Annotated in this window: 20 protein-coding genes and 1 tRNA gene; 1 reads left to right on the top strand and 20 read right to left on the bottom strand. The window is 67.7% G+C overall.

The annotated features are described in order from the left end of the window. Positions 1–18: 18 nt before the first annotated feature. From QC765_RS03265 to QC765_RS03175, 19 genes are all read right to left on the bottom strand, one after another. Positions 19–555 carry an adenine phosphoribosyltransferase gene (locus tag QC765_RS03265; RefSeq protein WP_278312981.1) on the bottom strand — a complete coding sequence of 179 codons (537 nt, stop codon included), beginning with the start codon at positions 553–555 and terminating at the stop codon, positions 19–21. After that, entirely contained in the window at positions 555–2300 is a 1746-nt protein-coding gene (locus QC765_RS03260; protein WP_278312980.1) for an ABC transporter substrate-binding protein, read from the bottom strand. Before QC765_RS03260 ends, QC765_RS03265 begins: the two co-directional genes overlap by 1 nt. Before the next feature lie 25 nt (positions 2301–2325). Further along, entirely contained in the window at positions 2326–3516 is a 1191-nt protein-coding gene (gene secF / locus QC765_RS03255) for a protein translocase subunit SecF (RefSeq protein ID WP_278312979.1), read from the bottom strand. Then, complete coding sequence (secD, locus tag QC765_RS03250) at positions 3513–5114, bottom strand: protein translocase subunit SecD (protein WP_278312978.1); 1602 nt, start codon at positions 5112–5114, stop codon at positions 3513–3515. Before secD ends, secF begins: the two co-directional genes overlap by 4 nt. A 53-nt stretch (positions 5115–5167) precedes the next feature. Then, positions 5168–5503 (bottom strand): preprotein translocase subunit YajC, encoded by a 336-nt coding sequence (gene yajC, locus QC765_RS03245; protein WP_278312977.1) that lies wholly within the window; start codon positions 5501–5503, stop codon positions 5168–5170. A 146-nt stretch (positions 5504–5649) separates the two neighbouring features. Then, the gene (gene ruvB, locus QC765_RS03240; protein ID WP_278312976.1) at positions 5650–6726 is read right to left on the bottom strand and encodes a Holliday junction branch migration DNA helicase RuvB; all 1077 of its coding nucleotides are present in this window, start codon (positions 6724–6726) and stop codon (positions 5650–5652) included. Continuing rightward, positions 6723–7334, bottom strand: a complete 612-nt coding sequence (gene ruvA, locus QC765_RS03235; protein ID WP_278312975.1) for a Holliday junction branch migration protein RuvA — start codon at positions 7332–7334, stop codon at positions 6723–6725. The genes ruvB and ruvA overlap by 4 nt, the downstream gene beginning before the upstream one ends. Further along, positions 7331–7963: a crossover junction endodeoxyribonuclease RuvC gene (gene ruvC / locus QC765_RS03230; protein ID WP_278312974.1), complete on the bottom strand. Its 633-nt coding sequence runs from the start codon at positions 7961–7963 to the stop codon at positions 7331–7333. The genes ruvA and ruvC overlap by 4 nt, the downstream gene beginning before the upstream one ends. Positions 7964–8071: 108 nt before the next feature. After that, positions 8072–8824, bottom strand: coding sequence for a YebC/PmpR family DNA-binding transcriptional regulator (locus tag QC765_RS03225; protein ID WP_278312973.1), 753 nt, complete (start codon positions 8822–8824; stop codon positions 8072–8074). 64 nt (positions 8825–8888) lie between these two features. Continuing rightward, the gene (pdxT, locus tag QC765_RS03220; protein ID WP_278312972.1) at positions 8889–9509 is read right to left on the bottom strand and encodes a pyridoxal 5'-phosphate synthase glutaminase subunit PdxT; all 621 of its coding nucleotides are present in this window, start codon (positions 9507–9509) and stop codon (positions 8889–8891) included. 56 nt (positions 9510–9565) lie between these two features. After that, entirely contained in the window at positions 9566–10390 is an 825-nt protein-coding gene (locus tag QC765_RS03215) for an acyl-CoA thioesterase (protein ID WP_278312971.1), read from the bottom strand. Positions 10391–10429: 39 nt separating this feature from the next. Next, positions 10430–11350 (bottom strand): pyridoxal 5'-phosphate synthase lyase subunit PdxS, encoded by a 921-nt coding sequence (gene pdxS, locus QC765_RS03210; RefSeq protein WP_278312970.1) that lies wholly within the window; start codon positions 11348–11350, stop codon positions 10430–10432. Between the two features lie 99 nt (positions 11351–11449). Continuing rightward, positions 11450–12436: an NUDIX hydrolase gene (locus tag QC765_RS03205; RefSeq protein WP_373876661.1), complete on the bottom strand. Its 987-nt coding sequence runs from the start codon at positions 12434–12436 to the stop codon at positions 11450–11452. A gap of 81 nt (positions 12437–12517) precedes the next feature. Continuing rightward, positions 12518–13654 carry a glycosyltransferase family 4 protein gene (locus QC765_RS03200; protein ID WP_278312969.1) on the bottom strand — a complete coding sequence of 379 codons (1137 nt, stop codon included), beginning with the start codon at positions 13652–13654 and terminating at the stop codon, positions 12518–12520. Continuing rightward, positions 13654–14559 carry a phosphatidylinositol mannoside acyltransferase gene (locus tag QC765_RS03195; RefSeq protein WP_278312968.1) on the bottom strand — a complete coding sequence of 302 codons (906 nt, stop codon included), beginning with the start codon at positions 14557–14559 and terminating at the stop codon, positions 13654–13656. The genes QC765_RS03200 and QC765_RS03195 overlap by 1 nt, the downstream gene beginning before the upstream one ends. Then, positions 14556–15197 (bottom strand): phosphatidylinositol phosphate synthase, encoded by a 642-nt coding sequence (gene pgsA / locus QC765_RS03190; RefSeq protein ID WP_278312967.1) that lies wholly within the window; start codon positions 15195–15197, stop codon positions 14556–14558. Before pgsA ends, QC765_RS03195 begins: the two co-directional genes overlap by 4 nt. A 104-nt stretch (positions 15198–15301) precedes the next feature. Beyond that, a complete protein-coding gene (locus tag QC765_RS03185) occupies positions 15302–15850 on the bottom strand; it encodes an HIT family protein (RefSeq protein ID WP_278312966.1) in 549 nt (182 codons plus the stop codon). Next, positions 15851–17908 carry a threonine--tRNA ligase gene (thrS, locus tag QC765_RS03180; RefSeq protein WP_278312965.1) on the bottom strand — a complete coding sequence of 686 codons (2058 nt, stop codon included), beginning with the start codon at positions 17906–17908 and terminating at the stop codon, positions 15851–15853. Positions 17909–18115: 207 nt separating this feature from the next. After that, entirely contained in the window at positions 18116–18499 is a 384-nt protein-coding gene (locus QC765_RS03175; protein ID WP_373876660.1) for a TIGR02611 family protein, read from the bottom strand. A gap of 425 nt (positions 18500–18924) precedes the next feature. On the opposite strand from QC765_RS03175, the gene QC765_RS03170 reads away from it, so the two are divergent. Next, on the top strand, positions 18925–19122 hold the full coding sequence (locus tag QC765_RS03170) for a CsbD family protein (protein ID WP_278312963.1): 198 nt from the start codon (positions 18925–18927) through the stop codon (positions 19120–19122). A gap of 95 nt (positions 19123–19217) precedes the next feature. On the opposite strand, the gene QC765_RS03165 is transcribed toward QC765_RS03170, so the two are convergent. Further along, a tRNA-Val gene (locus tag QC765_RS03165) sits at positions 19218–19289 on the bottom strand. Between the last annotated feature and the right edge of the window lie 213 nt (positions 19290–19502).

The following is a 19502-nucleotide window of genomic DNA, read 5'->3' as shown; positions in this document are numbered from 1 at the left end:
TCTCCGCAACTGTAGCGCTCACTGGGTGATGAGCGCGGCCAGAGGGGTGGTTCCGAGCTTGTCGCGCCCGGCGAGCCCCGCGAGCTCGAGCACGACCGCGGCGCCCACGACCTCGGCCCCAGCCTCCTCGAGCAACGCTTTCGCTGCGGCCAGTGTTCCACCGGTCGCGAGCACGTCATCGATGATGAGCACGCGGCGACCAGCGAGCTCGATGCCTTCGGCGGGGATCTCGAGGGTGGCCTCGCCGTACTCGAGCGCGTAGCTGCGCGCATGCACGGGTGGCGGCAGCTTGCCCTGCTTGCGCACCACGAGCATCCCGGTCCCGAGATGCAGCGCGACGCCCGCGCCGAGGAGGAACCCGCGGGAATCGATGCCGGCGACCAGATCGATGCCGGTGCCGGGCCCGCCGGCCTCCGCGAGCGCGGTGATGACCGACCGCAGTCCGTGCCCGTCCGCGAAGAGCGGGCTGAGATCGGCGAACTGCACGCCTGGCTCCGGGAAGTCCGGCACGGTGCGGGTCAGCGACGCGATGAGCTCAGCGAGGCTGGCTGTCATCAGCCGCGCACCCACTTGTCCATGTTCCATCCCACGCCAGCCCGCGATGGATTGGGCACCACACCCACGAGGGACTCCGCTCCGGCCACGGTGCGCGGCTGCACCGCGAGGGGCACGGTCGGCAGCTCGCTCCACAAGATGCTCTCCGCTTCGGCGAAGCGCACGTAGCGCGCATCGGGATTGCTGGTCACGGCGAGCTCCGCGACAAGCGTGTCGATCCGGTCCTGGGAGAACGCACCGATATTGCGGCCGTTGCGCGAGTGCAGGGCACCGAGCCGGGTGGCCTCCGAGGCGAGGCCGCCGCTGGACTGGACGCCCCCGACGCCGCCAAGGACGATGTCGACCTCGCCGGCCTCCATGGCCTGCACCGGATCGAAGTCGCCGGAGCTGACGTTCTGGACGATGATCCCGGCCTCCTGGCAGCTTCGCGCGATGAAGGAGACTGTCTCCTCCCGTCGCTGATCCGGGCCCCGATAGCCAATGCGGACCCGCATGTCGTTGGATTGCGGGAAGTTGCGGGCGAGCTCAAGATCAGGCTGCAGGAAGATCTGCTGCGCCGGGCCAGCGACGAACCCATACGCGGGATGCCCAGGTTGCAGGGTGCGCGAGCTGACCACGCCAGGCTCGGGCGCGGCGTCGCCGAACTTGTCATTGATGGCATCGTCAGCGATGCGCTGGCGGGGAACGCAACCGGAGAAGGCGCGGCGGGCATCGACGCTCGAGAACACGCCCCGGGTGTTGAAGATCAACTGCTCGGTGTTCATCGAGGCCACTGTGCGCACGTCGTAGCCCGCGAGGTCGAGGCCAGGCACCGAGCCCGCGCCCGTCTCCACCACCTGGGCCTCGCCGCGCTCCACGATCTCGCGCGTGTCCATATGGGGCCACACCACGATCCGCGGGGTGCGCGGGGGGTCGCCCCACCATCGATCGTTGCGCACCAGCAGCAGTCCGCCGTCCTCGGTGAACGACTCGATCCGATAGGGGCCGGAGGACGGGTAGAGCGTGGTGTCGATCTCGCCGGGCTCGAGGTCCCAGCCGGTGTTCCAGAACTCGGCGATCCGCGCCATCGCCTCGGAATCGTCACTGTTGATGGCCCCCACGATGTCGGGGACGCGGGCCTCGCGGGCAACGACGTGCGACGGCATGATCGTGGTGGCGGAGAACAACTCGGCCCAGTCAGTGATCAGCCTGCCCTCGCGGAAGCGGACCTGCGCGCTCTTGGAGCCAGGCTCGCAGTCGATGGCCTCGATGTCGGCAAAGCCCCAGTCGGTGGCGGAGTCGAACAGGGGCTCGGGCGCTCCGCCCTCGGGGGCCGGACTGGTGAATCGTCCGCTGCTCGCGGCCCAGGCGAGCACAAGATCGTTGCACGTGATGGGAATCCCGTCCGAGAAGACCGCGTCGGCGTCGAGCGTCACATCGAAGGCAGAGGGGCTGCCCGGGACCGGGGTGACGGTGCCGAAGTCCCGGTCGAACACGGCGGTGCCCTCGGGCCCGATGTAGCTCAGGCCCGTGAGCACTCGCCCGAGGACCGCTGGCGCCGCGGAGTACGCGCCCTCGACCGTGTTGGCGTTGTACGTAGTGATCGGCGCGTCGATGGCATACCCGAGGGTGTACTCGTCGAGGGTGTCAACGGTCGCGCAGGCGCTGAGCGGCACGATGGCCGCTGTAGCGACCGCTGTGATCGCCACTGCCCGTCGACGAGCGGTGCCTGCGCTGGAGAGAGCGGATCGGATGCCATGGATCATTTCCGGATTCCTTCTCGGACGTGGTTCACCGACGACGCTTGCCCGTGGGGCGCGCGCCGGGGGCTGGCGCTGATCCGCGCCGTCGAGGCGGCTGTGCCGCCCCGGATGCTTGCTGGTCGCCGGATGACTCGGTGGAGGCCGCAGCAGGATCGGACGCAACGGTGCCGGATGATGCCGGGGCGGCGGCCGCCGGGCCCGCGCGACGTGCGTTCACTGCTTCGGTGTGCTCCTTGATCTCGGGAGTGCGTTCCTTCATCGTGACGAGCAACGGTGTGGCGAAGAAGATCGACGAGTAGGTGCCGATGACGATGCCGACGAGCTGCACGAGGGCGAGGTCCTTGAGCGTGCCCACCCCGAGCATCCACACCGCGACGATCATCAGGGACGCGATGGGCAGAACACTGATCAGCGAGGTGTTGAACGATCGCATCAATGTCTGGTTCACACCCAGATTGGCTTGCTCGGCATACGTGCGCCGCAGGCTGCTCGTGACACCGCTGGTGTTCTCCTGCACCTTGTCGAAGACCACGACAGTGTCGTAGAGCGAATAGCCAAGGATGGTGAGCAACCCGATGATCGTGGCAGGGCTGACCTCGAATCCAACAATGGCATACACACCCGCCGTGACCGTGAGGTCGAGGATCACCGCGGCGATCGCCGCGACCGCCATGTGCCACTCGAACCGCAGGGCGATGTAGACGCACACGAGGACGAGGAACACGATCAGCGCGAGGACGGCTTTCTCGGTGACCTGACCGCCCCAGGTCTCGCTCACCTTCGCGATGCTGATCGCGTTGAGGCTTGGCTGGCCGTCGGTCCCTTGCGGCTCGAAGGCCTCGAACAAGCCACGCTGCACCGCCTGGATCTGCGGCTCATCAAGGGTCTCGGACCGGATCTGGATCGAAGCAGTGGCACCCGTGCCGACGATCTGCACCGTCGTCGGCGCTACGCCGATCGCGTCGGTGAACACTTCCTCGGCCTGCTGGGCGGTGACCTCGCCCGCCGGCATCTCGACGCGCGTGCCGCCCGCGAAGTCGATCCCGAAGGTGAATCCACGGATGCCGATACCCGCCAGCGATATGAGGATCAGGGCGAGCGCGATGAGGAAGTACAGCTTGCGGCGCGCGACGATCTCGAAGGCGCCCGTGCCGGTGTAGAGGCCGTGAAAGAAGCCATGCCGGGGAGTCGGCTCACTGGTGACCTGCGAGGTTGTCATGGTGTGGCACCTTCCACGTTCGTGCTGGATGCTGCCCGGGCCTGTTCCTGCTCGGCGCGCTCGCGGGCGACATCGGTGATCGCGCCGAGGCCGTTGAGCCGCGGGTTGGACAGTATCCGGGAGCGGATGGCGAGGCTGAGCATGGGATAGGTGAACAGGAACACCACAAGGAGGTCGAGCACGGTGGTGAGGCCGAGCGCGAACGCGAAGCCCTTCACCTGTCCGACCGCGAGCAGGTAGAGGATGGCCGCGGCGAGGAAGCTGACGGCGTTGCCGGTCATGATCGTCCTCCGGGCCCGTTGCCAGCCCCGCTCGACCGCGCTGCGGAAGCTGCGTCCCTCGCGCATCTCGTCCTTGATGCGCTCGAAGTAGACGATGAACGAGTCGGCCGTCATGCCGATGCCGATGATGAACCCCGCGATGGCCGCGAGATCAAGGGTGAAGTTGACGTACCGGCCAAGCAGGACCAGCACCCCGTAGACCAGCCCGACCGCGATAGCGAGCGATAGCCCAGCGATGACTCCGAGCAGCCGGTAGTACGCGAGCGCGTAGAGAAGGACCGCGAGCAGCCCGATCGCGCCGGCGATGAGCCCGGCCTCGAGGGAGGCGAGCCCCAGCGTGGCCGAGACCGTCTGGGCCTGCGATGCCTCGAAGGAGAGGGGCAGCGCGCCATAGCGCAGTTGGTTCGCGAGGTCGCGGACCTCTTCCTCGGTGAAATCGCCGGAGATGGAGGTGGCGCTGCCCGCCGGAGTGGGATCGCGGATGACGGGTGCGCTCACGACCGCGGTGTCGAGCACGAACGCGGCCTGCTGGCCGACGCTCTGGCGGGTGAAGGCCGCCCAATCCTCGCTGGCCTGCCCCTGGAAGCGGAAGGAGACCTCCCACCGAGCCTGCTGCTGGTTGAATGCACCGCTGACGCTGCCGCTGTCGATCTCCTCGCCCTCGATGAGGACGGGCCCGAGCAGGTAGACGACCTGGCCGTCGTTGCCGCAGGTGATCAGCGGCTTATCGGGCAGGTCATTGCCGGCGAGCGGGTCAAGCGGGCTGCACTCATGCTCGGCCAGCGTCGCTGCCTGCGTCTCGGGATCCTCGGACTGCCGGGCCGCGCGGGCTTCCTCGATCAGCGCGGCTGCCTCGTCCGCGTTCTCGGGCAGGGAGGGCCGGGGCTCGTCCTCCGTGCCAGTCCCCTCGTCCGGGGTGCTCTGCTCGGCATTGGGGGCTGGCTGCGCGTTCAGGACAGGCCGGACATACATCCGGGCGGTCTGCCCGAGCGTGCGCGCCTGGGCGCCATCCTGGCCCGGCACGGTGATGACGAGGGTCTCGCCATCGATGAGCACCTCGGAGCCGGCGACGCCGAGGCCGTTGATGCGGGTGGCGATGATCTCCTGCGCCTGCTCGAGCGCGTCAGGGCTGGGGCTCGATCCGTCCGGCGTGATGGCGGATAGCACGACCCGCGTACCGCCTTGCAGGTCGACGCCGAGGCGCGGCGTCGTGCCGCGGTCCCCGGTGAACAATACGAGCGTGAAGCATAGGGCGACGAGCACGAGCACGACGCTGAGTGCCCGCAGCGGATGCTTCCGCCGACTGGTTGATGCCACGAGACGATCTCCTTGACGACAACTGGCCCGACCGCCAGTCACGAGGGCTGACTCTACTGGACTCCGCTGTCGCGGCCGTACGCATCCGTTCCGCCACCCTCATGGTCGCGGAACTCGTCGCCATCCTCCTCGATGTCCTCACGGATCACATCACGGATGGCGAGGCGCATCCAGGTGGCAACGACGCCGGGGGCGATCTCGAGCTCCACGGTGGTGTCCTCGACGGCCATGATGGTGCCGTACAGGCCAGAGGTGGTCATGATGCGATCGCCGACGGAGAGCGAGTCCTGCAGGGCTGCTTGGCGATCCATCTCCTTCTTCTGGCGTCGTACCGACAAGAACATCGGTACGAGCAGGAGCAGGATGAGCAGCGGAAGGAGCAGTTCCATCGGGGCGTGATTCCTCGTCGTTCGATGTGCGCGTGTGGGGCGAGCCGGTCACGGATTGCCGACCAGTACACCAGTGTGCCATCCCTGGCACGGGTTGCCGAGTTGCCCGCGCCGCCAGTACCCGCCCAGCGGGCGAGCCGTCCCGTTCAGAAGGAGTATTCGTCGTCATGGGGCTCGCGCGCGCGGACCGCGATGCCGCTTGCCACGGTATCCGCGGGCGGCACCAGGCCAAGGTGCTCCCAGGCCGCGGCGGTAGCGATGCGGCCGCGCGGTGTGCGCGCGAGCATGCCTGCTCGCACCAGGTAGGGCTCGCAGACCTCCTCCACGGTCGCTGGCTCCTCGCCCACGGCGACAGCGAGCGTGGCAGCACCGACGGGGCCACCGTTGAAGCTCCGCACGAGGGATTGCAGCACGGCCCTGTCGAGCCGGTCGAGCCCGAGCTCATCAACGTCGTAGACCCGCAGGGCGGCGCTGGCGATATCCATGGTCACCACGCCATCGGAGCGGACCTCGGCGTAGTCCCGCACGCGGCGCAGGAGGCGGTTCGCGATGCGTGGCGTGCCCCGGGACCGCCGGGCGATCTCGTGGCTCGCATCGTTCTGGAGCTCGACGCCAAGGATGCGCGCGGAGCGCAGCAGGATGCGCTGCAGCTCGGCGGGCTCGTAGAAGTCCATGTGAGCGGTGAACCCGAAACGATCACGCAGCGGACCGGTCAGGGCACCTGAGCGGGTGGTGGCGCCGACGAGCGTGAAGGGGGCGACCTCGAGCGGGATGGACGTGGCGCCGGGGCCCTTGCCGACGACGACATCCACCCGGAAATCCTCCATCGCGAGGTACAGCATCTCCTCCGCCGGCCGGGAGATGCGGTGGATCTCGTCGATGAACAGGACATCACCCTCGACGAGGTTGCTGAGCATCGCGGCGAGGTCACCTGCGCGTTCCAGCGCTGGCCCCGAGGTGAGGCGCAGCGCTGTGCCCATCTCGGCAGCGATGATCATCGCGAGGCTGGTCTTGCCGAGGCCCGGCGGCCCGGAGAGCAGGATGTGGTCGGGGGCGGCTCCTCGTAGCTTGGCGCCCGAGAGAACAAGCTCGAGCTGCTCGCGCACGCGCGGCTGGCCGATGAAGTCGAAGAGGTTCTTGGGCCGCAGGCTGACCTCGATGTCACCGTCGCCGTCGACGAGGCTCGGCGACATCGGTGGCATGGACTGGTCCTGGTTGTTCATCGCGGGCCGCCCAGGCTAGCGAGCGCGGAGCGCAGCAAGGCCGACGAGGTGGCAGCGGGCTCGATCTCCAGCGCTGCGGCCGTGGCCTGCTCGGACTGCGCCGCGGTGAAGCCGAGCCCGGTGAGCGCCTCGATCACGGTGTCAGCGACGGTCGCTGCCGGGGCGCTGCCATTGATCGCTCCCCCGGCATCCCCGGGCGCGCCCTCGACCACCCCGACCTTGTCCCGCAGGTCAACGATGAGGCGATCCGCGACGCGCTTGCCCACTCCGGGCACGCGCATCAACGCCTTGGTGTCGCCATTGGCCAGCGCGATCCGTAGCGCGCTGGGCTCGAGGACCGCGAGCACGGCCATGGCAAGCCGGGGGCCGACGCCCGTCACGGTCTGCAGGAGCGCAAAGAGCTCGCGCGACTCATCGCTGGAGAATCCGTAGAGCGTCATCGAGTCCTCCCGCACCACCATGGTGGTGAGCAGGAGCGCCTCGGTGCCGCGATGCAAGCCAGCGAGAGTGCCCGGCGTGGCATGGACCTTGTAGCCGACTCCCGCGGCCTCGACCACGGCGTGGTCGAGACCTATGTGCAGGACCGGCCCGCGCACGGCTGCGATCATGATGCCTGTCCCCCGATCGACTGGCGGCCCGTGCCGCGATCATCCTTTGCTCTCCTGGCCTCCGCGGCCTGCGCGCGGCGGACAGCGGCGAGCCGCGCGGTGTACTTGCGCCGCGCGGCCTGCGCGGCCGCCTCGGCCTCGGCCATGCGATCGAGCATCGGGGCCCGCCAGCAGTGGCAGATCGCGAGCGCGAGCGCATCGGCGGCGTCCGCGGGGCGAGGCGCCTCTGCCAGCTTGAGAATGCGCGTCACCATCGAGGTGACCTGCTCCTTCCCTGCGGACCCATCACCCGTGACCGCGGACTTGACCTGGCTCGGGGTGTGGAACGAAACGGGAATGCCACGCCTCGCGGCGGCGAGGGCCACTACTCCGCCTGCTTGCGCGGTGCCCATCACCGAGCGGACATTCTGCTGCGAGAACACTCGCTCGATGGCAACGACATCGGGGCGGTGCTTGTCCATCCATTCCTCGGCGGCGGTGGCGATTCGCAGCAGGCGCGCCGAGAGCTCGAGGTCTGGTGGGGTGCGCACCACGTCAACGGCTACCGCGACAACACTGCGCCCGGTCCCCGAATCAACGATGCCGAGACCGCACCGGGTGAGCCCCGGGTCAACGCCCATTACTCTCACGCGCACCTCCACCCCATGCGAACAGTTGTTCGATAGTGTAGTGGACATCGCCCCGCTCGGTCTTCCCCGAGCACTGGGCGAGTCGCGGCGACCGGTCGGGCCGGATCATCATTCGTCGAGCTGGGCAAGGACCTCATCGGAGATGTCGATGTTCGAGTAGACGTTCTGCACGTCATCACAATCCTCGAGGGCATCGATGAGGCGCAACACCTTGCGGGCGGTCTCGACATCGACGGCGACGCTCATCGAGGGCTGGAAGCTTGGCTCGGCCGAGTCATAGTCGATCCCTGAGTCGACGAGCGCGCTGCGGACCGCCACGAGGTCGGTGGGCTCGGAGACGATCTCGAAGCTCTCGCCCAGGTCGTTGACCTCCTCGGCGCCGGCCTCGAGCACCGCGAGCAGGATGTCATCCTCGGAGAGGCCGTTCTTCTCCAGGACCACCACGCCCTTGCGGGAGAACATGTAGGCCACTGATCCCGCATCGGCCATGTTGCCGCCGTTGCGGCTCATCGCGGTGCGCACCTCGCCGGCAGCGCGGTTGCGGTTGTCGGTGAGGCACTCGATGAGGAGCGCTACGCCATTCGGCCCGTAGCCCTCGTACATGATGGTCTGCCAGTCGGCGCCACCGGCTTCCTCGCCGGAGCCTCGCTTGCGCGCCCGCTCGATGTTGTCATTGGGCACCGAGGCCTTCTTGGCCTTCTGGATGGCGTCATAGAGCGTGGGATTGCCCGTGGGGTCACCACCGCCGGTGCGTGCCGCGACCTCGACATTCTTGACCAGCTTGGCAAAGAGCTTGCCGCGCTTGGCGTCGATGGCAGCCTTCTTGTGCTTGGTGGTGGCCCATTTGGAGTGGCCGCTCATATGGTCCGGTTCCTTCCGACGTCACCAGTCGTTCACTACGAGGCCTTGGATGGCGTGGGGAATGTTACCCCTGCCGCCCCGCTTTGTTCCGCACGCTGTCGACGAACAAGCCGTGCACGCGACGATCACCCGTCACCTCGGGATGGAACGAGGTCGCCATTACTGATCCCTGGCGTACCGCGACGACGCGGCCCGCGGCGGGCCCCGTCTGCACCGTGGCGAGCACCTCGACGCCTGGACCGCAATCCTCGACCCACGGCGCCCGGATGAACACCGCCCGCAACGGCTCCCCCTCGATGCCCTGCATGGCGAGATCCTCCTCGAAGGAATCCACCTGGCGGCCAAACGCATTGCGGCGCACGGTGATATCGAGCGCTCCCAGGCTCACCGCGTCCGGGCGGGTATCGAGGACGGAGGAAGCAAGCATGATCATGCCAGCGCAGGAGCCGTACGCGGGAAGCCCCTCGCCCAGGGCGGCCCGCAACGGTTCGAAGAGGTCGAACACGGTGAGCAGGCGGCTCATCGTCGTTGATTCGCCACCCGGGATGACGAGGCCGTCGACACTGTCGATCTCCGATGTACGGCGCACGCGCACTGGCTCGGCCCCCACTGCTTCGAGCGCATGCATGTGCTCGCGGACATCGCCCTGCAGCGACAGGACACCTATGACGAGTCGGGATTCCACTCGCGACAGAGTAGGGCGTCGCCCGGCGAATGTCGAAATAGCGGCCAGCCAGGCAGTCAGTCCTTCGGCAGCCGGGTGAGCCCCTCCTGCACCACCGCAGCCACGAGCCTGCCCTCCGCGTCCCAGATTCGCCCCTGGGTCAATGCCCGGCCGTGGCCGGCGTAGGGCGAGGTCTGGTCATACAGCAACCATTGATCGGCCCGGAATGGCTGCATGAACCACATGGCATGGTCGAGAGACGCGAGCTGCACCTTGGACCGCTCCTTGGGGTGCGGGCCCAGCGACGAGCCGAGCAGCAGCATGTCGCTCATGTAAGCGAGCGCGCACACATGCGCGGTGGGGTCGTCGGCGATCTCCCCGCGGTAGCGCATCCACACCCGCTGCTGCGACGCGAGCCTCGGGTGCAGCTCGGTCTGGTCCGGCGGCACGATCCGCAGGTCCCAGTTGGACCATTCCTTGAGCTCCCAGCGGTCCTTCAGCTCCGGCACGTCCGCTGGATCGGGCAGGTCCTCCGCCCGCGGCACCGGCGGCACCACATCGCTGTGCTCGATCCCCGGATCCCCCACATGGAAGGAGGCCGACATGACGAAGATCGCCTCGCCATCCTGCACGGCCTGGATGCGCCGGGTGCAGAACGAGCGACCCTCGCGGATCCGGTCCACGAGGTACACCGTGGGCATCTTCGGCTTGCCCGGGCGCAGGAAGTAGGCGTGCATCGAATGCACCCGGAATTCAGGAGCCACCGTTCTGACCGCTGCGATCAGCGACTGGCAAGCAACCTGGCCCCCGAATGTCCGGTGCAGCAGGGTCTCCACGGGCTCGCCGCGAAAGATGTCCTTCTCGATCTGCTCGACATCCAGGACTTCCTCGATGGTGGCCATGTTGCCCTTTCCTGTTCGATCGTGATCAGTGGTGCTGCGTCACCAGCCGCGGTCGGACAGGCGATGAGAGACAGGAATATCGTCGACATTGATGCCGACCATCGCCTCGCCGAGACCGCGGGACACCGAGGCCAACATATCCGGATCGTCGAAGTAGGTGGTGGCTTTCACGATAGCCGCTGCGCGCTTCACCGGATCGCCGGACTTGAAGATCCCCGAGCCGACGAACACGCCCTCCGCGCCGAGCTGCATCATCATGGCCGCGTCCGCCGGGGTCGCGATGCCACCCGCGGTGAACATCACCACCGGCAGCTTGCCCGTAGCGGCAACCTCGGCGACCAGCTCATACGGCGCCTGAAGCTCCTTCGCCGCCACGAACAGCTCGTCCTGGCTCAATGCGCCCAGGCGCCGGATCGCGCCCCCGATCTCGCGCATGTGCGTGGTGGCATTGGACACATCGCCCGTGCCGGCCTCGCCCTTGGATCGAATCATTGCCGCGCCCTCGGTGATGCGCCGCAGCGCCTCGCCGAGATTCGTCGCGCCACACACGAAAGGCACCGTGAACTGCCACTTGTCGATGTGATTGGCGTAGTCGGCAGGCGTAAGCACCTCGGACTCATCGATGTAGTCCACGCCGAGGCTCTGCAGGATCTGGGCCTCCACGAAATGGCCGATGCGCGCCTTCGCCATGACCGGGATCGACACGGCATCGATGATGCCCTGGATCATATCGGGATCGCTCATGCGCACCACGCCGCCCTGGGCGCGGATGTCAGCGGGCACCCGCTCGAGCGCCATGACCGCAACGGCGCCCGCGTCCTCGGCGATCTTCGCCTGCTCGGGGGTGACGACATCCATGATCACCCCACCCTTGAGCATTTCCGCCATGCCGCGCTTGACGCGCGCGGTGCCGGTCGCATGCTCGGCGGAGTTAGTGGGACTGGAAGGGGATGCGCTCACGAAAGTCACTCCTGCACATAAGGCCCTCAAGGGGTGGTCTGCTAACCACACCATCCTAGGAGGGCGAGGCCCGTAGCGCGAAGCCGGACCCTCCTGGCACTACGTGATGGAGCGAGGCGGTGGCGGGGGCACCCGCCCGGATGCGATGCCCTCCGCCTCCGCGATGAGCCCAGCGAGCTCGCGCGGATACACCTGCTCCCCCTGCGCGCACAGCTCGCGGATGGCGGCGGCGTCGCACCAGCGGAAACCCAGGACGGCCCGTAGTTCCAGCTCGGTCAGCCCGGCGGGCACGGGATCGAACCGGCCTGTCAGGCACACCAGGAACTTCTCCTCGCTGCGCATGGCCGTGCCGTTGAACGTGAACTCCTCGGTACGTTCCCAGACAGGGCCGTGCAGTTCCTCATCGGTGAGCACGCGGCCAGTCTCCTCGGCGACCTCGCGGCGGGCGGCATCACGCACGTCCTCGCCAGTCTCGAGCCCTCCCCCTGGAGTGAACCAGAAGGTCGGCCCCGGATCCTCGGGATCGGTTCCTTGCACGAGCAGCACGCTTCCCTCGCCATCGAGCAGCAGCACCCGCGCCGAATCGCGCCGCGGCGAGCCCACGGGCTCCAGGGCCCGCTCGGGCGCGACCCCCCGCGCCACGGTCGCGCGCAGGTGCTCCACGGGCGGCACGAACTCCCGCTCGATGATCTCGAAGAACCGGGGCCGTGGCGCGGTTCCGGCGAGCCGGAGCCACCGCACGGGCCTGCGTTGCCGCAGTGCCCGCGTATCGCCGACAGCATCATTGTGGAAGCGCCGCGCGATCGTCACGCGGGCCTCGGCATCGGCCAGCTCCGCCACAAGAGCCGGGGACAGGTCCTCCAGGGTGACCTGCGACAATGCTCCGGAAAGCTGGTTCTCGGCATCCTCGCGGGCGTCCCGGTCGGCGCGTTCCGCTCGATCAGCGAGGCGGGCTATCCGTGGCTCCCTGAGCGCTTGGGCGATAGCCCGTGCCACCACGGCTCGGCGCGCGAGCGAGGCATCGAGCGACTGCCAGGCCTTGTCGTACCGGATGTGGAGCCGGTCGAGCCGGTTGGCGGTGGACATCAGCCAAGCCACGACAAGCACGACGACGATCGCCAGCGCGAGAACTATGAGCAGCACCCAGAATGGCAGCACGGCGGCCCCCTAGCTCTTCCGTGCCAGCGGTCGCGGCACCGGGGTGCGTGTCCCGGCCACGGCCTCGTACACGCGCAAGACCTGGCGCGAGACCACGCTCCAGTCATAGTGCAGGACCGCGATGCTCGCCTCGGCGACGAGCTCGTCCCGGTATTCGCGGTCGGTGAGCACGCGGTCGATGCCGCGGGCAAGGCTCGCGCCATCATCGAGACTGGTGAGGCATCCGGCACGGCCATCGCGCAGGACACGCCGGAACGCATCGAGCTCGCTCGCCACGACCGGGGTGCCCGCCGCCATCGCCTCGACCAGAACGATGCCGAAGCTCTCTCCCCCGAGGTTGGGGGCGCAATACACATCGGCGCTGCGCAGCGCCGATGCCTTCTCCTCGTCGCTGACCTGGCCCAGGAATCGGAAATGGCTCTCGAGCGGCCCGAGCTCGGCGCGCAGCGCCGCCTCATCGCCGCGGCCGACCACGATGACCTCGAGATCGGGGTGGCGCTCGACGACAGAGGGCAGCGCCGAGACGAGGACCGACATGCCCTTTCGCGGCTCGTCATAGCGACCGAGGAAGAGCAAGGTCTTGCCGGGGCGCGGGTAGCCCTCGAGGGGTGGAGCTGTGGCGAAGAAGCCGACCCGCACTCCATTCGGAATCTCCACCGCATCGGAGCCCAGCGATTCGATCTGCCATCGCCGCGCGAGCTCGGACACCGCGATCTTGCCGTTGATCTTCTCGAGCAGCGGCTGCAGCACTGGCTGGACGGTGCTGAGCATCAAGGACTTGGTGGTGGACGTGTGGAACGTGGCGACCACGGGCACCTCGGCGAGGCTGAGGGCGAGCATCGACAGGCTGGGCGCGTTCGGCTCGTGCAGGTGCACGACATCGAACTGGCCGTCCTGCAACCACTTGCGCACGCGCTGATAGGTGACGGGACCGAATCGCAGGCGCGCGACCGAGCCGTTGTACGGAATGGGCACCGCCCGGCCCGCCGACACCACATAGGGAGGCAGATCGGTACCGGGGGTGGCGGGAGCGAGGACACTCACCTCGTGGCCCATCTCGATGAGCACGCCGGCGAGCTCCACCACGTGCGCCTGCACGCCACCGGAGACGTCGAACGAGTAGGGGCAAACCATGCCGATCCGCATCAGTGGGCCACTCCCATCCGCTCGAGGCGCGCAGCCGAGAGGTCCTCCCACCACAGCGGCTGCAGCATGTGCCAGTCCGCGGGGTATCGCACGATGTTCAGCGAGAACGCATCAGCGAGCTGCTGGGTCGCGCGGGCCGTCCCGGCTGCCACATCGATCTCGGGCTCGACCTTGAAGCCCCAGCCGTTGCTGGTGAACCAGCAGTGCGCGGGCAGGAGCGCCGCCCCGGTCTCCGCGGCGAGCCGGGCGGGACCGCCGGGAAAACTAGTCCGCTGGCCGAAGAAATCCACTGGTATTCCGCTGGCCGTGAGATCCCGGTCGGCCAACAAGCACACGACCCCTCCGGCGGCCAGGCGTTCCCGGAGAACCTGGTACGGCGGCACCTCGCCACCCGTCGCGGGAACGATCTCGAAGCCGAGCGATTCCCGGAAGGCCACGAACCGCTCATACAGCGACTCGGGCTTGAGCCGCTCGGCGACCGTGGTGAACCTACCGTGAGTCTGAGCCAGCCAGACGCCAGCAAGGTCCCAGTTGCCACTGTGCGGCAGTGCCGCGACCACTCCCCTGCCCTCGGCCAGGGCAGCATCGAGGTGCTCGCGCCCCATCACGCTGGCATCGATCGCGCGCGCGGTCGCGGCAAGATCCATCGACGGCAGGCGGAACGCCTCCTGCCAGTACCGTGCGTAGGAGCGCATGGCTTCCCGCATCAGGACGTCGGGCACCGCGATCGGGGGAACGCCCATGACGCGCGCGAGGTTGCGGCGCAACTGGGCCGGCCCGCCGTTGCGGTTCGCATAGTCGGCGCCCGCGGTGAACAGGCCGTCCGCGACGGTACCCGGCATGGAGCGGACGAGCCGCCACCCGGAGGCGTAGGCAAGCTCCGCGGCTGTCTCGGAGAGCGTCACGTGGCATCCCCTCCATCGGTGAACGGGACAACGGTTGTTGCTCCCGGCGAGCGCCGGACCGCGAGGACTCGCTGGACGACGGTGATGATGCTGCCCACGACCAGCAGCCACATCGCGAGATGGATCGCGAAATCCACGCCGATACCGGTGAACCCGGCGCCGAGCAGCACGATCACCAAACGGTCAGAGCGCTCCACGAGGCCCCCGTCGGCGCGCAGCCCGCTCGCTTCGGCCCGTGCCTTCGCGTAGGAGACGACTTGCGAGGCCACTAGGCAGATCAGCGTCGCGATCACCAGCGTGGGAGATTCAGCATGGTAGGCGGCCCACCACGCTAGCGAACCGAAGATCGCGCCGTCGGCGATCCGATCGCCGGTCGCGTCGAGCACCGCGCCGAACGCGGTGCCTCCGCCTCGCGCGCGCGCCATGGCCCCATCGACGAGATCGAGCAGGACGAACAGGGAAATGATGATCGCGCCCCAGAACAACTGGTCGCGGGCGAACAGGAGGATCGCGGCCGCGACGCTCAGCGCGGTTCCAGCGATGGTCACGACGTCGGGGCTCAATCCTGCCCTGATGAGGGCGCGCCCGATGGGGGCGGTGACCTTCGATACCGAGGGCCTGCCGAACACACTGAGCATGATTGCCTGTTCCCTGTTTCCGTGAGGTTTCCTGCCGCCGAGCCTATACGGTGCGTGGTCCCGGGGCGGGATGATACGCGCCCCGGGCAACCATCAGTTAGCGCCTATCCGGTGGCGGCCCAGGCCTCCGCGAGGAGCGCCCGGGTCTGCCCCAGCAACTGCGGCAATACCTTGGTGCTCGCAGTGACTGTGATGAAGTTCGCATCGCCGACCCAGCGGGGCACGAGGTGCTGGTGCAAGTGCGCGGACAAGGATCCACCCGCTGCGTTGCCGAGGTTGAGGCCGACGTTGAACCCGTGCGGCCGCGATACCTCGCGGATGGTGCGCAACGCGATCTGGGTGAACTCGGTCAGCTCGCTCGCCTCGTCGGGGGCCAGGTCCGTGAGGTCGGCGACGTGGCGGTAGGGCACGACCATGAGGTGACCGGGGTTGTAGGGGAACAGGTTGAGAACGGCGTACACGGCAGCGCCGCGGGCGATGACCAGTCCGTCCTCGTCGGACTTCCTGGGGATCGCGCACAGCGGGCAGCCCTCGTCCTTGGTCGGCCCGGTTGCCTCGGCGATGTAGGCCATGCGATGAGGTGTCCAGATCCGGTCCAGGTGATCAGGATCCCCCACCCCGGTATCGGTCACGGCGGGTTCATCGTCGGGCACTCAGGCGCCCTGCCGCTCGCGGATCGCCTCGGCGCTGGGCGCGCTGTTGACCCTGTCGCCCACCCAGCTCGCGATCACGTCCACCGCCTCGGCGACGGGCACGCCGTTGACCTGGGTGCCGTCATGGAAGCGGAAACTGACCGCCCCTGCTTCGACATCCCGCGCGCCGGCGAGCAGCATGAACGGCACCTTCTGCGTGGTGTGGGTGCGGATCTTCTTCTGCATCCGCTCGTCGCTGGAATCGACCTCGGCCCGGATGCCCTGCTTCTTGAGCTGCGCGATCACGTCGAACAGGTGATCCTGGTGATCGTCGGCCACGGGGATGCCCACTACCTGCACCGGAGCAAGCCAGGCGGGGAACGCGCCCGCATAGTGCTCGGTGAGCACGCCGAAGAAGCGCTCGATGGAGCCGAACAGGGCGCGGTGGATCATCACGGGCCGCTGGCGGCTGCCATCGGCGGCGGTGTAGACGAGATCGAACCGATCGGGCAGGTTGAAGTCCAGCTGGATGGTCGACATCTGCCAGGTGCGGCCCAGCGCATCCTTCGCCTGCACGGAGATCTTCGGGCCGTAGAACGCGGCGCCGCCGGGATCGGGCACGAGCTCGAGGCCCGATGCCTGCGCCACCTCCTCCAGGGTGCGGGTGGATTCCTCCCACGCCTCGTCGGAGCCGACGTACTTGATGGGATCCTTGGTGGAGAGCTCGAGGTAGAAGTCGTCGAGGCCGTAGTCCTTGAGCAGATCGAGCACGAAGTTCAGCACGCTCGTCAGCTCGTCATGCATCTGGTCCTTGGTGCAGTAGATGTGCGCATCATCCTGCGTCATGCCACGAACACGGGTGAGGCCATGAATCACGCCGGACTTCTCGTAGCGGTAGACCGAGCCGAACTCGAACAGCCGCAGCGGCAGCTCCCGGTAGGAGCGGTGGCGGTGCCGGAAGATGAGATTGTGCATCGGGCAGTTCATGGGCTTGAGGTAGTAGTCCTGCCCGGGCTTGCGCAGGGTGCCATCCTCATCGTGCTCCGCGTCGATGTGCATCGCGGGGAACATGCCGTCCTTGTACCAGTCGAGGTGGCCCGAGACCTGGAACAGATCGCCCTTGGTGATGTGGGGGCTGTAGACGAACTCGTAGCCGGCCTCGATGTGCCGCTTGCGCGAGTAGTCCTCGAGCTCCTTGCGAATGATGCCGCCGCGCGGATGGAACACCGGCAGGCCCGAGCCCAGCTCGTTGGGGAAGCTGAACAGGTCGAGCTCGTTGCCCAGGCGGCGGTGATCACGGCGCTCCGCTTCCGCGAGCAGCTCGAGGTGCTGGTCGAGGGCCTCCTGGGTCTCCCACGCGGTGCCGTAGACGCGCTGGAGATCCTCGCGGCTCTGGTCACCTCGCCAGTAAGCGGCCGAGCTGCGTGTCAGCTTGAACGCCGGGATGTGCTTGGTGGTGGGGATGTGCGGTCCGCGGCACAGGTCCGCCCAGACCTTCTCGCCGGTGCGGGGGTCAACATTGTCGTAGATCGTCAGCTCGGCGCCGCCGACCTCCATCACCTCGGGATCGTCGATCCCGGACTTGTCGTCGATGAGCTCGAGCTTGAACGGCTCGTTACCAAGCTCGGCGCGCGCGTCGTCGAGCGATTCGACCACGCGGCGCGAGAAGCGCTGGGACTGCTTGATGATCTTGCGCATCCGCGACTCGAGCTTGGTGAGGTCCTCGGGGGTGAAGGGACGATCCACCTGGAAGTCGTAGTAGAAGCCGTCGCGGATGGGCGGCCCGATGCCGAGCTTCGCCTCCGGGAACTCCTGCTGCACGGCCTGCGCGAGCACGTGCGCGCACGAGTGCCGGATGACCATGCGGCCCTCGTCGGAGGCCGCCGGAACCGCATCGACCTCAGCGTCCTCATCCGGCGTCCAGGAGAGATCCCGCAGGTTGCCCCCGGAATCCCGCACGACGACGATTCCCTCGCCACCCTTCGTGGGGAGGCCAGCCTCGAAGATCGCCTTTCCCGCCGCCGTCCCCGCCGGCACAAGGACACGGGCGATGGCATCTTGATCAGCGGGCGAGCTCACGACAGGAATCTCCTTGTGCTTGGGGCCCCAAGCCAGGGCCTCGTAGTGCGCCACACCAGGCATGGCGCGCGGTAGCGGTTGCAATCCAGCCATCGCGGCCGCGGCCCAGTCCACCCGGGATCCGCCGGTACCGCGAATCACGGCGATGGCGCTACTACACTACCGGTTCCCTGGTCTGCCGGTTCGCGAGGACAGGGGGCTGCTTCACTAGGAGAGGGGGCTGCCGAGCCATGGATGGTCGAATCCGAACCAACCGGCCGTCAGCCCGATCGCGCCCACGAGCCACAACGTGAGCATGGTCAGGACAAACGTCCCCACCGCGCCAGCGATGCGCACAACACCATGCTGGCGCTTGTACCAGGCCATGGTGGCCCGGTAGCGATCCAGCGCGTCATGAAGGATCCGGCGAGCCCACGGGAACTCCGTGGCAAGAATGCCCAGCCCCGCAAAGACGATCAGCCAGCCCGGACCGGGATAGGGAATGGCGATCACGCCGATCACCAGGACCACCGCGCCCACCACCGCCACCGTCACCTGATAGGCCAGCGCCACGAGCGGATGCCGCTTGAACTGCGCCCGCACAGCACGCATGGCCGCCACAGACTTGCCAGCCATGCGCCCGCGACGAGTCAGCACCACGGGCCGCCGCTCCTCTACCTGCGTCATCCAGCGATACGCCTTCGCCTCGGCGTGAGAACGAGCGTTCGCGACGGCGCTGAAACGATGCGCAGCTGCGTTCGCGGCCCCACCTCGCGCATGGGCTGATGGCTCATGTCACTCATTCTGCCGCGCCAATGCCGCTTCACGCTATGGGTTCGTGACAACGAGCCCAAAGGATGGGTCCTCCCCCAGCGCACGACAGCGACGACCTCGGCGACGGGTTGCGGCAACAGGAGGCACATTTCCGGCAAAACGGGTGGCTAGCTCGGGTCTCGCGCGCAACACTGGTCTATAGCGGAATGCCCGCGCCCAGCTCGGGCCCCGTGTCCACTCGAACCACCATCGGAGGTAGCACCATGGGTCTCGGAGACAAGATCAAGAACAAGGCGCAGGAACTGTCGGGCAAGGCCAAGGAGGCCGCGGGCTCGGCCACCGGCAATGAGAGGCTCCGGGCGGAAGGCCGGGCCGACCAGACTGAATCCGGCATCAAGAAGGGCGTGGAGAACCTCAAGGACAAGGCCAAGGGCCTCAAGAAGAAGAAGTACGGCAGGTAGCTAGCGCCCCGTGATCGCCCGCGAAATTGTGGGCGTGGGACGAGGAGAGCCCCGCACCGGTGACCGATGCGGGGCTCTTGCCTGGTTTTATCGTGTGGTCCCGGCTGGGATCGAACCAGCGACCTTTCCGGTGTGAACGGAACGCTCTCCCACTGAGCTACGGGACCTCATAGACGTCCTGATTGCCTCGCCCGCCGTGAACTTCGGATGCGTTATGGGTACCTGGATCCAGTACCGGGAACCGCCTCGCGGAAACACACGCACGGGTGACAACGAGGAGGAACATTAGCACGCGGCCTCGTGTTCGCCAAACACGCTCGCGGGGCCGCGCGCCTGCGCTCGTTCGGCCTTTCGGCCGCGACTGCGGAAGGCGATGGCGG

The organism is Hoyosella levis, from assembly GCF_026008515.1.
Lineage (GTDB): Bacteria > Actinomycetota > Actinomycetes > Mycobacteriales > Mycobacteriaceae > Lolliginicoccus > Lolliginicoccus levis.
Note: the sequence above shows the minus strand (reverse complement) of the source record. Positions and strands in the feature narration are given on the sequence as shown.